Raw genomic sequence first — 17,051 nt, forward strand, 5'->3', positions numbered from 1 at the left:
TAACAATTCCTTTAGAAAAGTTCTTTATTTTTTGTATTATTAATAATAAAAGGAGAGGTAGTTGCAGAAGAATATAATAACTAAAAAGGATCGTTAACTTGTTCATTCATTTGGTAAACATGAATTAAAAACAACATTGTTTCAATACTATTTTCAATTTTGATTATTCTTCTTTATTAAGTGCTACATACCTTCTCATTACATACATGGGTAATTAATACTTATACAAAATTTACCTGTACAACTCTTGGATTGATCTGTTTGACCATGACAGCATATTTCAATTCGATTAAAAGACTTTAAAGTAATTGAACGTGTATTTCCGTTATTTCCTTGAAATGCATTAGGAATTGTCAATGTACCTACAATATTTAAATTTAAATATATATTTACTGTTAATATATCTGCACAGCCCTTGTCATAAAACACTGTGACTGTACCTCCAACAGGAAAAGAAGGGGAAGTCCATATATCATCTTTACATCCACAACTCAAAGTAAAATTACCACATGTCTCATCCTGAATAATACATTCTTTCTTCGGTTGAAGTGTTTTTGGAACGTTACAACTACATTTATTATGTGTCTGTATCACTTAATTTCCACCTCTCTGTAGGCATATAAGGAATTATTATCTAGGCTATTGTATGAATCTTTTATTCAATCGGTTCAAGAAAAATACAGTTATAATCAGTAAAGTATTTTCTTCGGCTCAAATAGGTATTCTAAATTTAAATGTAAAATGAAAGGATGGGGAAAAAGCATGATAAGACCTATGCTTCCAACATTGTCATTTACCCCTCCAAAAGGAGAAGAATGGACTTATGAAGTCAAATACGATGGTTTTCGAGGGCTATTGTTTATTGATCATAATGAATGTAAGTTAATGAGTCGTAACGGGAATAATTTACTAAACCAATTCCCTGAAATAAAATCATTTGTGGAGAGCATGAGGCTGGAGAAGATTGAGTCATTTCTTCCTCTCATCTTAGATGGTGAGATATGTATTTTGGATTCATCTATAAAAGCTAATTTCTCTAAAATCCAATTTAGGGGTCGCTTAAAAGATCAAGAAAGAATTAAACACAGCCTTATCCAGGCTCCAGCCCATTTTTTAGTATTTGATTTGCTACAATATAGTGGTAATATGACGACACATCTACCTTACGTTAAACGCAAGGAACAATTACATCACTTATTTTCACAGCTTGCTCTCCCTACTACTGTCACAATGGATAGGGAGAATCTTATTCAACTTATTAGCGAATCTTGTCATTTTGATTCCTTATGGAATGAAGTGCAGTTACATAACGGTGAAGGGCTGATTGCGAAACAACTACATAGTAAATGGGAAGTTGGGAAGAGAACCACTCGTTGGATAAAGGTGAAAAACTGGAAAATAGGTCAGTTTTTTGTGACGAAATATGAAAAATCAAATGGCTACTTTCACGTAGGTCTCTTTCGTAAGGGTAGCATTTACGAAATAGGTTTATTTTCACACGGCTTGAGTCCTGTTGAAAGATCTACACTTTCTCAAGTAATTCAAGACAACAAACAAACTGAAACAACTCAATTTGTTTGCATACAGCCTAGTATATGTGTAGAGCTAAAATATCTGGAAGTTTATAATGGCAGTTTAAGACAACCAATATTTTCAAGTTTTTTAACGGATTTAAATGTAAATGAATGCACATGGGAAAAGCTTCACGTTGAACAACAGCTAAACCAGCCTGAATCTACTACTGTTGTTCAAGTAACAAACCCAGCAAAAAGATTATGGAAAGAGAGGTTTATTACTAAACGCGATTATCTCGATTATTTAAACAGCATCTCAAACTACATGCTTCCTTTTTTACAAAATCGATTATTAACTACAATCCGTTACCCGCACGGGATGTATGGTGAAAAGTTTTATCAAAAAAACTGTCCAGCATATGCTCCTGACTTTGTTCAAACTATTAAAAATGAAGATATTACTTACATCATATGTAACAATGCTGAAACGTTAGCCTGGCTCGGAAACCAACTTGCAATTGAATTTCACGTGCCGTTTAATAGCATTAAGTCAAAGGGTCCAAGTGAAATTGTTTTTGATCTTGACCCTCCCTCTAGGCAATATTTTAAACTTGCAGTCCAAGCAGTTCTATTGATGAAGAAAATATTCGATCAATTACAGCTTCAATCGTTTGTGAAAACTTCAGGTAATAAAGGATTACAAGTATATATACCATTACCACCCAACACATTTTCTTATCATGATACACGGCTATTTACTCGATTTATTGCAAATTATTTAATAGAAAATGACCCACAGAAATTTACGGTAGAACGTTTGAAAAAAAAGCGGGATAATCGCTTATATATCGACTATGTTCAGCACGCTGAAGGTAAAACAATTATTGCACCATATTCCGTAAGAGGAAATGTAGGTGCATATGTGGCAACGCCTCTTTTTTGGCATGAGGTTAATCATCAATTAAAAATTGAGCATTTTCCAATGGAATCCATCATAGAAAGAGTAACAACTAAAGGCTGTCCATTACATACTTTTCATCAAGTAGATAATAAACAGCCTTTTGAACAAATATTGAAATTTTTAGGGTCAAATAAGAGTTTATTGTAGATGTTGCAACTGAAATCTCCTTCAGCAGTTCACATGAAAATTTATTTGACATCCTCTATTTTTCTATGGAGTTGGATAAAGTACCAATTCCTTCGACAGTTACTTCTACAACATCACCAGGTTGTAAAAACTTAGGAGGGCTAAAGCCTTTACCGACACCTGCTGGTGTTCCTGTCGCAATAATATCTCCTGGCTCTAACGTTGTACCTTGAGAAAGTACTGAAATAATCTTTTCAATAGAAAAAATAAATTGTTTTGTATTTGCACTCTGACGTACCTCATCATTCACTCTCGTCTCAATGTTTAATTGATTCGGCTGCTTGACGAGCGATTTATGAACGATCACTGGTCCCATTGGACATGAAGTGTCCAAGCTTTTTCCCAGTAAAAACTGCTTATGCCGCGCTTGTAAATCTCTTGCAGTAATATCATTAACTATAGTATATCCAAATACGTAATCTAATGCCTCATCTTCTGAGATGCCCTTCCCCTTCTTACCGATAACGACTGCAAGCTCCCCTTCATAATCGAGCTGGTTAGTTATATCTCGATGATTTAATACGATTTCGTTAGTACCAATGACAGTCGTTGGAGTTTTAGAAAACATCATTACATCGGTTGGAATATCCGCTGCACTTCCCATTTCTATCGCATGGTCAGCATAGTTTTTGCCGACACAAAATACATTCTTCGATGGTCTTGGGATGGGTGCTAACAACTCTACATCAGTTAAAGTGTAAACATTGTTGTTGTTTTGCTTAGCCCACTTTACTATCTGTTGAACACGTTCTTCAAACATATGACCAAGTTGGATACACTGTAGCAATGATTCTGGAATTAATTTATCAGTAAAAGCGTCCTGTTCAGTGGCGTTTAAATCTAGCACTTCTGTCATTTCTTTATTTACAGTACCTACAAACAAGCGGTCATCCTTCTTTGCCGTCACAAAGCGCATACGATCCCCTCCTATATCAAACTGCGAATAGATGTAATATACTTCATCATGTCATCTATCTGTAGTTTTTCTAAAAAAAGCAATAAGCCTTGTACTACTCCTACTCGCGGAGATTCATCATTGTTTTGAAACTGCGTTAGTAAAACTTCTAACGTCTCCAGCGCGTGTTTCTCATCATCATCTGTTAAATTTGCACCAATAATTATTTCCTTCATTTGCAAAATCATATGGACGATTTCTTGATATTTATCATTTGTAAGGTGACTAAAATATTGACGTATAGAGTCCTCATTAATAATAACCTCATGCTTATTTGCAACACTTTTTACAAGGTCATCCAATCGATCTACTAAGTATCCAGCTAGTTTTTCTAAATCAAGTTTTTGATAGTCAAATATGAGAAAGGATAAATATTCTACGAGCATCCCACTGAACATAGCAGTTAAATCAAAAGCAAATGGACGAATATCATCTCCATAAATAGCAAGAATGCGACTTTTGTACCAGCGATACATTTCTATTCGCATTTGAAATAAATAACTTTTTATTTTGCCCCTCTCTGGAAAGGCTTTCTCTCTCATATGCATTTGTAAAAAGTCTCGATACTTCGTAAATTCTTTTAGTTGGCGATGGATTTGAATAATAAAACGGTCTCTTTCAGATTTGACTTCATCGTTGATTTGCTCAGACATTTGTTTTGTAAAATGCTCATAAAAATGCTTAAAAATTGACAAAAACAGTTCTTCTTTAGAAGAGAAATAATTATATAATGATCCTTTCGCCACGCCACTTTCATGGGCAATTTCCTGCATTGAGGTGTTATGGTATCCATTTTGCGCAAACAATTTCATCGCAGTTTCTAGGATGAATATTTTTTTATCTTTCATCCAATCACTTCCTATATCCTTAAAATGAGAGAGGGGCTGACCTTCTATAGTAGGACAGCATCATTTACAATTAATATTAATAGTAAAAAGAATGTCATTTCCCCTAATATTATTTAGATTAAATATGTTTTAGGTGGAGAAAGTCAACTCCACCTATTTTACATTGTTCATTGTAGTCTTAAATATTTTATTTCTCTTTATCTTCTTTTAGGTTGTCATTCTTTTTCCCTTCTTGATCCTTTACTAACTTTAATATGTTTTCGAGCATAGATACCATGTCTTCGTTTTTGTGTTCCTTTTGTTCAACTGGTAAATTATCCTCGCTATAAATTGTATCTTCTACTGGTGGTAATTGTTCAGCTTGTTCTTTGACTTCTGGCCTTTCGTGAATTTCATCTAATAAATATGCCGGAATGAGATGACCATCAGGAGTAATGTATTTTTTATTCAGTCTTCTCGTCTCTTTATCAAAGAAGCTATACACAACTGGAATGACGAATAATGTTAGGAATGTACTACTTAATAACCCACCAATAACTGTAATACCCATCGGCTGATTCATTTCCGTACCTTCGCCAAGTCCGAGTGCTAACGGGAATAAACCTAATATAGTTGTTGTAGCTGTCATTAATATCGGACGCGTCCTAACCTTAACCGCCTCTACGATTGCATCATACGTTTTATAGCCATCACTCTTCTTCTGATTAATATAATCGATTAACACAATCGCATTATTTACAACAATACCAGCAAGTACAATCAAGCCAATAATCGCCATTAAACTTACAGGAACCCTTGTAACTGTTAAGGCAATGGATACCCCAATGACCATTAATGGAACGGTAAACATAATTACAAACGGATATTTTAATGATTCAAATTGAGCTGCCATGACTAAATAAACAAAAACAATCGCTAAAATAAACGCAAATACCATATCATCGATAGAATACTCTAATAGGTCTCGATCCCCACCGAAGGTAATCTCGGTTTCATCATTTAAATCTAAATCAGCTATCTTTTCATCGACTTCGCTAGAAATTGCACCCAAATTGGTTGAATTAGCATATTTCAACGTAAATTGTACTGCATTTTGCTCATTGATCCTCTGTATGTTAACAGGACCTTCGCCAATTGTAATTTCAGCTACATCCGAAATAGGAATATATGAGCCATCTGGCTTCTTCACTAACAGAGTTTTTAATTGATCGAGGTTAGATGTAATATCTTTATCATAGCTAACATGCACGTTGAATATTTCATTACTTTCATCGGTAATTCTAGTTGCATTTACTCCACGTGTCACATTGTTAACAGTCATAGCAATTTGAGCGGGTGCTAAGCCATTCGCAAATGCTTTTTCACGATCAACTGTCATTTGTACTTCTTCCACTGTATCACTTAAATCAGTTGTGAGCTCTGTTACATCATCTATCGTAAGAAGTTCATCATAAATTTGTGTTACAGCATCTTCTAGTCGTTCCTTATCAATATCCTTCACACTAAAAGATAGTGTGTTTGGCGCAGAACCAGTAGTTGATTGCAAATTGAATGAAACTTCTGCTGTTGAGTTTGCTCTTTCGGCTTCTTTTTCAATCTCACGCTTCACATCGTCAACAAACTGGAATGTAGAACGCTCTCTATTATCAAAGTCCTTCATTTTCACAGAAATTTCAGCAATATTCCCTTGACTGGTACCTCTAAATGAATTTTCTTGTGTAGAGCCAAGCAAGCTGACATACACATCAACATCATCTTCATCTGCTAGCACGTTTTCTATTTGTTCAACTACTTTGTCTGTTTCAGTTAACGCTGTACCATTTTCCAACTCTACTGAAATAGTAAAGAATCCTTCATCAGTTTTTGGTAAAAATTCCATCCCTACAGTTGTAATTCCATAGAGTCCAGATCCTAAAAATACAACAGCAGTAATTAATACAACAGCTCTACGTCGAAGAGCCCACTTAATTGAACGATCAAGACCTTTCATAAATGGAGAGTCTCGACGTACTTTCTCTTTATTTTCTTTTGGAGCTTTTAACATACGGCTTGCAAGCATCGGTACAACTGTTAATGCTACGACTAATGATGCAAACAAGCTAAATGCAATAGTCATTGCAAATTCAGTAAACAATTCACCAATAATCCCTGTAATAAAGACAACTGGAACAAACACTGCAATAGTTGTGAATGTTGAAGCTGTAATGGCACCTGCTACTTCTTTTACGCCATGAGAGGCTGCTTCTTTTGGGTCCTTCCCCATTGATAAATGCCGGTATATGTTTTCAATAACAACTATCGAGTTATCTACTAACATCCCAATGCCTAGTGCAAGCCCACCTAGTGTCATGATGTTTAATGAAAAATCTGAGAAATACATGAGTACAAAAGTTAATATAACTGAATACGGTATTGCAACTCCAATAATAAACGGACTTTTTACATTACGAAGGAAGAAGAATAATACGACCATCGCAAATAGTCCACCTAGTATAAGTGTAGTAGATATATTATCAATCGCTACTTGTATAAAATCACCTTGATCAAATAAAATTTGGGCTTCTACATCCTCATATTTCTCTTTGCCAAGGATGTCATCAAGTTTATCCTTAAATGCCGCTGAAACAGAGGCTGTGTTTGCATCGGACTGCTGTAGTACGCTAACTAGTAAAGCTGGATCCTGATTTGCACGAGTGATTGTATCTTCGTTTTGTGGAGCAACTTTCACTTCACTTATATCACCAAGAGTAACTTTTTCTCCAGTTGTTGGATCTACTGTAATTGCTATGTTTTTCAGCATATCCACTGATATGATCGAGCTTATAACCCTAGTAGTCAGCTCCTTCCCATCAGTTAAAATCGTATCTCCTGGCAAAGAAATATTTTGTGCTTTCAACAGATCTACAATATCATTTTGAGTTAATGAATACTGTTGGAGTAAACCTTGGTCAAGCTCAACTTTAATTTCGTCTATCGTATTCCCAGATAAATTAACACTTGCAACACCTTCTATTTTTGTTAATTCCTGAGATAGTCCATCCGCTAAACTTTGCAATTCTTTTTTATCATTAGCGTTTGCTGTGACAGACATTTGGATAATTGGAAACTGTGACGGATCAAACTTCATAAAGCTTGGTTTTCCTGCATCGTCTGGAAGTTGTGTCTGATCAATTCTACTACGTACTTCGTTTTCAATATCCTCAATAGAAGTCGTCCATGAAAATTCCATTAACGTTAAACTTGCACTTTCCTGTGATGTCGAAGTTAACGTCTTTAGCCCAGGTAGAGTTGAGAGATTAGTTTCAAGTGGTTTCGTTACTTTTTCAACTACTTCTGCTGGACTCGCACCAGGATATGATGCAACTACAACCGCGATTGGCGGCTTGATATCAGGTATTAATTTTAGTGGAATATTTAATAGTGAAACAAAGCCTAAAATAATGACTAGTAACATAGATACTAGTGTAAATACAGGCCTCCTAATGGAAAAATCACTTAATTTCATTTTTGCTCCCCTTCCGGTAATTTGATCTATTATTGTTTACCAATCATGAATAATTGTTGACTGTTTACTAGTTATTTCTTTGAATGTCTTAAGTGAAGATAAATCCGCCCTCGGTTTTGATAGTTCTATCTTCACTCCTTGTTTAATCAACTCTGCAATTAATTTTTCGGACCGAACTTTAAATTGACCCATCAGTCATCGCTCCCTTCAATTTTTACCTCCATCACGTGCATTTAATCACAAACACGAATAAAAGCTTGCATACAAGAGGAAGTCACACATATTCTACTCCCAAAACACCAAAACACCAAAACTAATATATGTACTAGCTCACAAACAGTAAAAATTCATCCTTTTCACTTTACAATATGACTAATAAGTCACGGGTATATCATACAACAAATGACTCGTCGGTTCAAATATTAAGCACTGGTTAATTTTGTAATATATTGTTGTTATGTTAATTATGGTCTTTATGTAAACTTTGTTGCTGTTGTCTTCAAAGTAAACATATGCTAAAAATGAATTTTGACAGCTTGAATTCGTTTTACAAGCGAAAAAGATGGAACGAACTCTAGTTGTGTGGGAGTTTACTTCTTGACGAAGAATAACAATCAATGTGAAAATAATCACTAATTAAGAGAGGATCCGTATAAAACTAGTAATCCTGATAGCTTCCCTTCTATAACATGAAAACAGTTGCTTAAAACTTTTACAAACGTAATATTAGTAAAGTTTACTAATAGGGATGAAATATTTTACACTTCGCTCCTTTCCACTCTGGTTTTTCCATTATTTTAATAATGATTTACATTCTCTACCAAGATAAAATTTATATGTAACAACATTTGTTTAGAAAGGAGCAAACAATGTTTCAATATACTAGAATCTTCTTAGCTTTTATACTCGTTCTGTTAAGTGTTCCTATGCAGACTGTTTTTGCTCAAGACAAACCTGTCTCTGCGTATCTTCCAACTGATTTGGAGGAAGATTATTGGGCTTACACTGAAATAAATCATTTTATACAAGCTGATATTATTAACGGTTATTTAAATAACCAAAATGATATGGAAATAAGACCTAATGACAATGTTACCCGTTCCCAATTTGTAAAAATACTCGTTAATGCAATGGGTCTACAAACTAGCCAACAAGGTAAAACGTATACTGATGTCACATCTGATGATTGGTTTTATGAATATGTAAATGTTGCAAGTAACCTTGGCATTGTTAATGGGAAAGAAGATGGCAGCTTTGCACCGTATGAAAAAATTACAAGAGACCAACTAACAGCTATGATCGTACGAGCATTTGAAAATACAATATCTTTTGAACAAAGTGACGAACAATCGTTCACGGACGTTACAAATTCATACTGGGCGTATGAAGACATCGAAAAAGCAAGTTCACTAGGAATTGTTAAAGGGTATGATGATGAAACTTTCAAACCTAGGGATCATGCAACAAGAGCTCAAGCAGTAGTAATGATCTATAGATCATTACATCAAGAGCTAGCAAATGTACCGACTAATGATGAAATTACCTCGTTTTTAAGATCATATATAGAGAATGAAAATGAATTATCGACAAACCAATCATTTGATGAATTAGAGCAATTATATATAAATGACTCGATCGGCTTTTATCAAGCTCAAGGAATAGCGGCTGTTGAGAGCTATAAATCCCTTGTTAAACAAATGAAAGAAGAAGTTGATGAATTTGCAATTAATGCGGACAACAATTTTTCTTTATTAGTAACAACATCAACTGATAGATACGTTACAGTACAAATCAAGGATTTAAACTATGAAATCAAGATTAAAAACAGCGATTTGGATTTAGATGTAACATCAACTAAAAATGCTGAAGGTAAGTACTATTTGAAAAAAGATATGCAAGAAGACACATGGAAAATCTACGCTTTTTCCCCAAGTGCTGAGTAAGATACGTACGAAGAAATTCGGCTAGATACAAAGAGTTATCCTGCTTTTGTATTAGTGATGTGCTTAAGTAGGATAACAACCTTTTTCAAATACCTCAATTGTATATTCCTCATCATTTCTTTAGTCACTAATATTTTTTCACATTTACAAAAAATCATTATTTTGTTGTTGTAAGTTTTGGAGAAAATAGGAAGAAGTGTGGTAAGATAATTATCAGATCACATTCACTCAGTAATATTGATTAAATCGTATTTATTAGATGTTTTCGTATTAATCGTTGCTAATATGAGCTAAATACAAATGCAACTATACGATCGGTGCACTTTTCCTTTTTATAAAACTATAAAAGTTATACATCAATTATTCTAATGTAAGTGAAAAAAGCAACATAGTTTACGAAAAGAACCTTTACTTTACTCACTTTCTATTTCTTACATGCGTATAATATTGTAAAAAAAGGTGGGAGGTTTATGTCTACTCTCGTATACGCCCATCGCGGAGCAAGTAAATTAGCTCCTGAAAACACGATGACTGCATTCTTAACTGCAGAAGAGCTTGGTGCAGATGGGATTGAACTTGATGTTCAATTATCAAAAGATAATATCCCTGTGATTATTCACGATGAAACATTAAACAGGACGACAAACGGCGTAGGTTACGTAAAAGACTACACTGCAAAAGAATTGGAAGAGTTAGATGCGGGGAGCTGGTTTACGCCTTTGCATATGGGTGAAAAAATTCCAACTTTAGATCACTTTCTAAGCTGGTTTTCAACTACAAAAATGCTATTAAACCTAGAATTAAAAAATTCCCTCATCGAATATAAAGGCATTGAACAAATCGTTTGTGACATGTTAAAGGCATACAAAGTAGATGACCGAACAGTCATTTCTTCATTTAATCATCATAGTATTAAAAATGTTATGAAGATTGACCCTCAGCTAGATACAGCGTTTTTAGTGTCATCTAGATTACAAAAAGCATGGGAAAGTGCAAAAAATGCTGGCACAAAGAGTATACATGTCAAGCATAACCTCTTAAGCAAGCAATTTGTTGACGAATGTCGTAAAGAAAACATGACCCTTAGAACTTATACAGTCAATAGACCATTATCTATTCGTTTGTACTACAAATGGAAAGTTGATGGAATCATTACAGATGTTCCTAATACAGCTGTTAAAATTAGAAAAAAGATGTCCTCCTCCATTAAAAAGAGATTTCTTTTTTAATGGTTTTTTTATGTTTACTACTATCCAGATCGGATTCGCTTTAATTGTAGTTTTTTAGAAAAAGAAAAAGCCATCTATAAAACTTGAGTTTGTCGTTTTTTTCTTTTTGTATGCTTCCGCAAAGCGTTGCTTTTCGTTCTAAGATATAAGCACGTTACCTCTAGCGTACGTGTCATCTTTTCTACAATTATGATTATTAAGCCACTATCCATCGTACACAACTATCATTCTTGGTATTTTTTCTTCTGTACATCGATGACTAACATATAAAACCTCTATTTATAGTTTAAAGTTGTTAACAATAACAAAATTTACGAAAAGAGCCATACAATCATCTTTCGTGTTATTTAATATATGAAATGATATACTATATTTAATTAAGTTGGTTAGGAGGCGTGTAGGATGGAGTCAGCTTTATTTTCTCCCCACATAATAAAAGGCGTTACTTTAAAAAATAGAATTGTAATGTCTCCAATGTGTATGTATTCATGTTTTGAGGAAGATGGGAAGGTAACAAATTGGCATCTAACTCATTATACTAGCCGAGCCGTTGGACAAGTGGGTTTAGTCATGATTGAAGCAACAGCAGTAAAGCCAGAAGGTAGGATATCTCCAAATGATTTAGGTATTTGGGATGCTGCTCACGTTGAAGGTCTCAAACAACTTACACACCAATTACATAAGAATGGCTCACATGCAGCTATCCAACTTGCACATGCAGGTAGAAAGTCGCAAGTTGAAGGAGCTATATACGGACCATCACCAATTGCTTTTGATCATAAAAGTCGTGTGCCTATTGAAATGACCAAGGCCGACATTGATGATGTAATTCAAGCATTTGCTTTAGCAGCTCGCCGCTCTAAAGAGGCAGGATTTGATATTATTGAAATCCATTCTGCTCACGGCTATTTATTAAATGAGTTTCTCTCTCCACTAACTAATAAACGTACCGATGAGTATGGTGGAAATTTAACAAATCGTTATCGTTTGTTGAAAGAAGTAATTGATGCTGTCAAATCAGAATGGTCTGGACCTTTATTTGTAAGAGTATCAGCTAATGAATATGATAATCAGGGGAATTCTATTGAAAATTATGTTCAAATTGCTCAGATGATGAAAGAACAAGGCGTTGATTTAATTGATTGTAGCTCAGGCGCTGTAATTCCAACTAGATTCGATGTATTTCCTGGCTATCAAGTCCCTTATGCAGAAACCATTAAACGAAACGCTCATATCCAAACAGGTGCAGTTGGCTTAATTACAACTGGCATACAAGCTGAAGAAATTCTGAAAAATGGCCGCGCAGATTTAATTTTCATCGGACGTGAATTGTTGCGCAACCCATATTGGCCCAAAACAGCTGCCCAAGAATTAGGGGTAACAGTTGAAGGCCCTGGGCAGTACAGCCGTGCATGGTGATCTATACCCTATAACATTTTCATTTACTACTTTTGTCCACATAGCTAGATCCTAATTTTGAGATTGGGATTATTAGAATTTCTGCATTAACCTTAACTTTAATGAGGGAACTATCGAATAGTCAACAGTTCCCTCATCGTATAATGATTTTTTAAATCTTTGCATGTATAATTAACACACTCGTAGTAATTGAGATTCATGATATTATATTAGTTTCATCATTCAACAGTCCTATCTAAATAACACGACTGTTGAACTAATTCCTAATGCCTCTATTTAAATGATAGCCTATTTACGACTACCCAATAAATGTTCTTTCTTTTTCAACCACCCTTTACAAACCATGCGATTTCATAATCTTTAATGGAATTTTTATTATATTTATAAACTGTCAACAAGATATTATACAATCCCAGTATGTTAAAACCTTAAAACAATAGTTGTGCCGCCACTGTTCCCTAGCCCTTTCCTCAACTTTCCTTTTATCCAATAAGGTTATTGCTATTTGATTTTGTTATCAACATCTGAGAAAAGTGTGTTCTCTATTGGTTTTAATGTTTCTATCTCATAGATAATTAAATTAGTAGTTATAGAGAATTCAAAATTTACCTTTTTATGATCGAATCGTAAATCACAGTTTAACAAAATAGAATGTAAGGTCTTTTTTATTTTAGATAAAGAATCAAGATTTAGTATATTTGAATTGAATAATACAAATTGAACCTATATTTGTGTCATGATACATATTTGCTTTTAAACAATCAGTTCATTCGTATAGTTGACATAAAACAAATTTAATCATATAATTATCTCGAATTAAGATATTCTTAATTCGAGATAATTTAGCAGCCATTCTTTTGTGGAAGAAATTTAGAATCGCTGAAAATTGAATTGTTAACCAAAACTCTATTTAAAGGGGGTAAAAAGCATGCTCAATGCAATTGAAGCAAAAGAATTTGAATTCAAATAACCATAGAGTTATACTATATCCATTTATCACTTATTAATTTTCTGTTTATTCTTACAAATATTACTGAATCTAATCATGCGAACCAATTTGTATTATAGGAGTGAAATAAATATGAGTGTAGAAAAGAAACGGTATACCGGGGCATCCATCGACGTTACATTTTCGAAAGAAAGATGTATTCATGCTGCGAAATGTGTTAGAGGGTTACCCAAAGTTTTCAACCTTAAAAAAAGACCGTGGATTAATGCCGATGGCGAAACTGTAGATAAAATAGTTGAAGTAATCGAAAGGTGTCCAAGTGGTGCTTTAGAGTATATTAGAAAAGATGGAGGTAAACAAGAAACACCAGCTTATGAAACAACAATCGAAGCTGCATCCAATGGTCCTATCTATATAAAAGGGAACCTATCGATTAAACACAAAGAATCTACAATTGTATGTACACGAGCAACTCTTTGTGGATGCGGTTCTTCTAAAAATAGTCCATTCTGTGATAATAGCCATGTAAATGAAAATTAAAAACTTAAGTTGGACAACATAATTAAATGGGGTTAACTGAAAACCTATTGGAGGGCATGATGAAAAATATATTAAGAGGAGTAAATCGATTTTATATTGAAGATGCAGGTCAAATAATTGCAGAGATCACCTTTGTAAACTCTGGTGCGGAGCGATTAATAATTGACCATACGTTCGTATCAAACCAACTACGTGGTGAGGGAGTTGGGGAAGCACTAGTAGATAAGGTAGTCAATCTAGCAAGAGAAGAAAACAAAAAAATTATCCCTTTATGTCCATTTGCTAAAAGTCAATTTGGTAAGAAGCCCGATTATAGGAATGTTCTTGCACACTAATCTTTAATCCTCATATTAATTGAATTAACACATCGTAATTTATCATTGGGTGTGATTCCTACTAACTAACAATATTTAATATATTCAGTATGTAAAAATATGATTAGATTGAGAGTTGATGAGGATGGAAGAAAAAAAGGTAACGTGGCTAGAATTATTTTATGACCTAGTTTTTGTAGCGGCTATATCAACTGCAACACACGTGCTTATCCATGTAGAAGACGGTGTTATACACGCAGAATATTTTGTTAAATTTATCATTATGATGATACCCATTTGGTGGGCATGGGTAGGTCAAACTTTACTCATTAACCGTTTCGGAAAAGATTTTGTTCATCAACGGTTGTATATGATTGTACAAATGTTCTTTGTTCTAATTATGACTTCTAGCTTATCTGTTGATTTTGATACCTATTATGTACCATTCATGGTTGGATATATCGGATTAAGAGTACTGACAGCAATCCAATATATAATAGTACAACAGTATGAAACAATACATCATAAAAAGACTGCACAGTTTTTAGGTAAGTACTTTTGGATTGGAATTATCGTATCTTTTTCTTCTGTTTTTTTCGATTCATGGATTAGATATGTCATATTTTATTTAGGTATATTTGTGGATATATTAGTTCCTATCTTCGGGAGAAAATATTTAGTTAAAGCACCTATTAACATCGGACATCTATTAGAACGCTTTGGACTTTTGACAATTATCTTGTTCGGTGAATTGATTATTAGCACCATTGTCGTCCTACAGCCTGAAAAAGGGAATTTTGAGTCCATCTCCTATGCTGTTATGTCATTTATAGTTATTATAGCGATGTGGTGGCAATATTTTGATAACATAGATAAAAAAATAGACAAATCGATTAAGTCTGCAGGTCAATTGATTGTATATGGACATCTTATTATATTCATTACGTTAAGTATGATTGCTGCTTTTATCAATATGATTTATTTGCATGATTTAAACTATTTGTTTATGATCGGATTATTATTCTTTGCTGTCATTCTTTACTTTTTTGCAACAACATTGGTTTTTCATATGTATAGGTATGAACATCACCGCTTAAAAATTAATCATTTAGGATTATTCGTAGGTTTAATATCAATCTTTTTAATTATAGACATCATGTTTGTAGTACCAAGGCTCATTCTTATGATGCAAATAGCAATATTCTTTTTAGTGTATGCTAAAGTAACAACAACTTAAAAAGCGATCTAATGGAGGAAGAAACTAATGGACACACAAAAAACAAAAATTCTAGGTTTTGCAGGTAGTTTACGAAAAGAATCATACAATCGTGCTCTTCTCCAAGAAGCAATTAGGCTTTCGCCTCAACAAATGGAAATCAATACATTTGACTTGTCCTATATCCCTATGTTTAACGAAGACCTTGAAAAGAATGGAGACCCTTCGATTGTCACTAAATTTAAAAAGGCTATTCAAGAGTCCGACGGCTTACTCATTGTAACTCCAGAATATAATGGAGCCGTTCCTGGTGTGTTAAAAAATGCCCTAGATTGGGCTTCTAGAGGTGGAAAAGAAGCCCCATTGTTAAAAAAACCAATTGCAATTATGGGTGGAACTCCAGGCCGAGCAGGTACTGCACAGGCTCAGGCTCAACTAAGACAAATCTTAACTTCAACTCGTTCGTTAGTTATGGTGGAACCACAAGTATTAATATCTGGTGTACACAACTTATTTAATGAACAGGGTGAATTAGTAGATGAGAGAACTAGTCAATATGTTGAAAGGCTCGTTCATTCTTTTGACAAATGGATAAAACATTTTCAGTAAACTTAAAGTCGTGAAAACATACTACATGATTAAAGAACACACGTATAAAAATGTCTATCTATTTTGATAAAATATAATTTGTTTCACTCTTAGCCTTCAAATATTTTTAACCCCGTCCTAGTTTAAGTCGGGGTTAAAGTAGTTGTTGTTTTATTTGTAGACTCCTTCAGATGATATTTTCACTCGGAATCTTAAATCTATTGCTATTATCACCAATTGGTTACTACGAGAAATGGCTTTATATGTTGGTCACTATTTTACACAAGTAAAGAATCCATGAAATCTAGTTGTGTACATGTTTATTTCCTAATACGAAAAACAACTATGAGAGAAACAACCTAAGGAAGAGATACACTTTTTGAACATCCCCTATCCTGCTGTCTTTTTTACATTTATCATTGTAACCCCTTCACTTTTTGATAGTATGTCAAAATCATTAGCAATGGTACGAAAAATCATCACACTAAGCTATCTATCCCCATTTTTTGGCTAGCATTAATATATTCTAAAAAAACATTATTATTGTAATGGAACGATAAATATCCCAATAAAAATTGAGATGATCCCAAATAAAAGAAGAATAAATTTTAGAAGCCATATTGGAATAACCTTTAAAATCCTTGATATTAAAAAAATAACAACCGTTTCGGATAGAGAAGCATTATAATATGTACTTGGACTAATGAATTCTTCATTTTTTTGTGATTTCTTATTCATTTTATACCCTGTAATAAGAAAATGTAAGCCGAGTAAAATTACTAGAACTTTTAAAATAATTAACCAAATCACGTAGTTTACCTCTCCTGATTCTGCAATAACAATTAGTTATCTTTTAGTCATTCCCTAGTTTCGTGGATCCTTCC

General features: G+C 33.8%; 14 protein-coding genes. 8 read left to right on the plus strand and 6 right to left on the minus strand.

Annotated features, from left to right (window positions below):
* Positions 1 to 198: 198 nt before the first annotated feature.
* On the minus strand, positions 199 to 594 hold the full coding sequence (locus V1503_RS01730) for a DUF3992 domain-containing protein (protein ID WP_214482026.1): 396 nt from the start codon (positions 592 to 594) through the stop codon (positions 199 to 201).
* 168 nt (positions 595 to 762) lie between these two features.
* On the opposite strand from V1503_RS01730, the gene V1503_RS01735 reads away from it, so the two are divergent.
* Positions 763 to 2,622, plus strand: a complete 1,860-nt coding sequence (locus tag V1503_RS01735) for a DNA ligase D (RefSeq protein WP_410624326.1) — start codon at positions 763 to 765, stop codon at positions 2,620 to 2,622.
* Positions 2,623 to 2,677: 55 nt separating this feature from the next.
* On the opposite strand, the gene V1503_RS01740 is transcribed toward V1503_RS01735, so the two are convergent.
* From V1503_RS01740 to V1503_RS01755, 4 genes are all read right to left on the minus strand, one after another.
* The gene (locus tag V1503_RS01740; RefSeq protein WP_320257508.1) at positions 2,678 to 3,577 is read right to left on the minus strand and encodes a fumarylacetoacetate hydrolase family protein; all 900 of its coding nucleotides are present in this window, start codon (positions 3,575 to 3,577) and stop codon (positions 2,678 to 2,680) included.
* Positions 3,578 to 3,588: 11 nt separating this feature from the next.
* Positions 3,589 to 4,464, minus strand: a complete 876-nt coding sequence (locus V1503_RS01745) for a TetR/AcrR family transcriptional regulator (RefSeq protein ID WP_214482024.1) — start codon at positions 4,462 to 4,464, stop codon at positions 3,589 to 3,591.
* 187 nt (positions 4,465 to 4,651) lie between these two features.
* Positions 4,652 to 7,969, minus strand: a complete 3,318-nt coding sequence (locus tag V1503_RS01750) for an efflux RND transporter permease subunit (protein WP_410624329.1) — start codon at positions 7,967 to 7,969, stop codon at positions 4,652 to 4,654.
* A 36-nt stretch (positions 7,970 to 8,005) separates the two neighbouring features.
* The gene (locus V1503_RS01755; protein ID WP_410624331.1) at positions 8,006 to 8,161 is read right to left on the minus strand and encodes a hypothetical protein; all 156 of its coding nucleotides are present in this window, start codon (positions 8,159 to 8,161) and stop codon (positions 8,006 to 8,008) included.
* A gap of 677 nt (positions 8,162 to 8,838) precedes the next feature.
* On the opposite strand from V1503_RS01755, the gene V1503_RS01760 reads away from it, so the two are divergent.
* The 7 genes from V1503_RS01760 to V1503_RS01790 all read left to right on the plus strand — a co-directional run bounded on the left by V1503_RS01760 (position 8,839) and on the right by V1503_RS01790 (position 16,188).
* On the plus strand, positions 8,839 to 9,912 hold the full coding sequence (locus V1503_RS01760) for an S-layer homology domain-containing protein (RefSeq protein ID WP_410624333.1): 1,074 nt from the start codon (positions 8,839 to 8,841) through the stop codon (positions 9,910 to 9,912).
* Between the two features lie 470 nt (positions 9,913 to 10,382).
* On the plus strand, positions 10,383 to 11,141 hold the full coding sequence (locus V1503_RS01765) for a glycerophosphodiester phosphodiesterase (protein ID WP_214482014.1): 759 nt from the start codon (positions 10,383 to 10,385) through the stop codon (positions 11,139 to 11,141).
* Positions 11,142 to 11,543: 402 nt separating this feature from the next.
* The gene (gene namA, locus V1503_RS01770) at positions 11,544 to 12,560 is read left to right on the plus strand and encodes an NADPH dehydrogenase NamA (protein WP_410624335.1); all 1,017 of its coding nucleotides are present in this window, start codon (positions 11,544 to 11,546) and stop codon (positions 12,558 to 12,560) included.
* Between the two features lie 1,081 nt (positions 12,561 to 13,641).
* Complete coding sequence (locus tag V1503_RS01775) at positions 13,642 to 14,049, plus strand: (4Fe-4S)-binding protein (RefSeq protein WP_410624337.1); 408 nt, start codon at positions 13,642 to 13,644, stop codon at positions 14,047 to 14,049.
* Between the two features lie 59 nt (positions 14,050 to 14,108).
* Positions 14,109 to 14,384: a GNAT family N-acetyltransferase gene (locus V1503_RS01780; protein WP_410624339.1), complete on the plus strand. Its 276-nt coding sequence runs from the start codon at positions 14,109 to 14,111 to the stop codon at positions 14,382 to 14,384.
* Positions 14,385 to 14,508: 124 nt separating this feature from the next.
* On the plus strand, positions 14,509 to 15,600 hold the full coding sequence (locus tag V1503_RS01785; protein WP_410624341.1) for a low temperature requirement protein A: 1,092 nt from the start codon (positions 14,509 to 14,511) through the stop codon (positions 15,598 to 15,600).
* Positions 15,601 to 15,627: 27 nt separating this feature from the next.
* The gene (locus V1503_RS01790) at positions 15,628 to 16,188 is read left to right on the plus strand and encodes an NADPH-dependent FMN reductase (protein ID WP_410624343.1); all 561 of its coding nucleotides are present in this window, start codon (positions 15,628 to 15,630) and stop codon (positions 16,186 to 16,188) included.
* A gap of 519 nt (positions 16,189 to 16,707) precedes the next feature.
* Here the strand turns inward: V1503_RS01790 and V1503_RS01795 are convergent.
* Positions 16,708 to 16,977 carry a hypothetical protein gene (locus tag V1503_RS01795; protein WP_410624345.1) on the minus strand — a complete coding sequence of 90 codons (270 nt, stop codon included), beginning with the start codon at positions 16,975 to 16,977 and terminating at the stop codon, positions 16,708 to 16,710.
* Positions 16,978 to 17,051: the final 74 nt, after the last annotated feature.

This window comes from Nanhaiella sioensis (assembly GCF_046557775.1).
In the GTDB taxonomy this organism is placed as follows: Bacteria; Bacillota; Bacilli; order Bacillales; family SM2101; genus Nanhaiella; species Nanhaiella sioensis.

What these genes read in the sequence shown, in the direction of transcription:
- V1503_RS01735 (WP_410624326.1), top strand. Translation starts at nt 763, where the DNA reads ATGATAAGACCTATGCTTCCAACATTGTCATTTACCCCTCCAAAAGGA.
- V1503_RS01740 (WP_320257508.1), bottom strand. Translation starts at nt 3,577, where the DNA reads ATGCGCTTTGTGACGGCAAAGAAGGATGACCGCTTGTTTGTAGGTACT.
- V1503_RS01745 (WP_214482024.1), bottom strand. Translation starts at nt 4,464, where the DNA reads ATGAAAGATAAAAAAATATTCATCCTAGAAACTGCGATGAAATTGTTT.
- V1503_RS01750 (WP_410624329.1), bottom strand. Translation starts at nt 7,969, where the DNA reads ATGAAATTAAGTGATTTTTCCATTAGGAGGCCTGTATTTACACTAGTA.
- V1503_RS01755 (WP_410624331.1), bottom strand. Translation starts at nt 8,161, where the DNA reads ATGGGTCAATTTAAAGTTCGGTCCGAAAAATTAATTGCAGAGTTGATT.
- V1503_RS01760 (WP_410624333.1), top strand. Translation starts at nt 8,839, where the DNA reads ATGTTTCAATATACTAGAATCTTCTTAGCTTTTATACTCGTTCTGTTA.
- V1503_RS01765 (WP_214482014.1), top strand. Translation starts at nt 10,383, where the DNA reads ATGTCTACTCTCGTATACGCCCATCGCGGAGCAAGTAAATTAGCTCCT.
- namA (WP_410624335.1), top strand. Translation starts at nt 11,544, where the DNA reads ATGGAGTCAGCTTTATTTTCTCCCCACATAATAAAAGGCGTTACTTTA.
- V1503_RS01775 (WP_410624337.1), top strand. Translation starts at nt 13,642, where the DNA reads ATGAGTGTAGAAAAGAAACGGTATACCGGGGCATCCATCGACGTTACA.
- V1503_RS01780 (WP_410624339.1), top strand. Translation starts at nt 14,109, where the DNA reads ATGAAAAATATATTAAGAGGAGTAAATCGATTTTATATTGAAGATGCA.
- V1503_RS01785 (WP_410624341.1), top strand. Translation starts at nt 14,509, where the DNA reads ATGGAAGAAAAAAAGGTAACGTGGCTAGAATTATTTTATGACCTAGTT.
- V1503_RS01790 (WP_410624343.1), top strand. Translation starts at nt 15,628, where the DNA reads ATGGACACACAAAAAACAAAAATTCTAGGTTTTGCAGGTAGTTTACGA.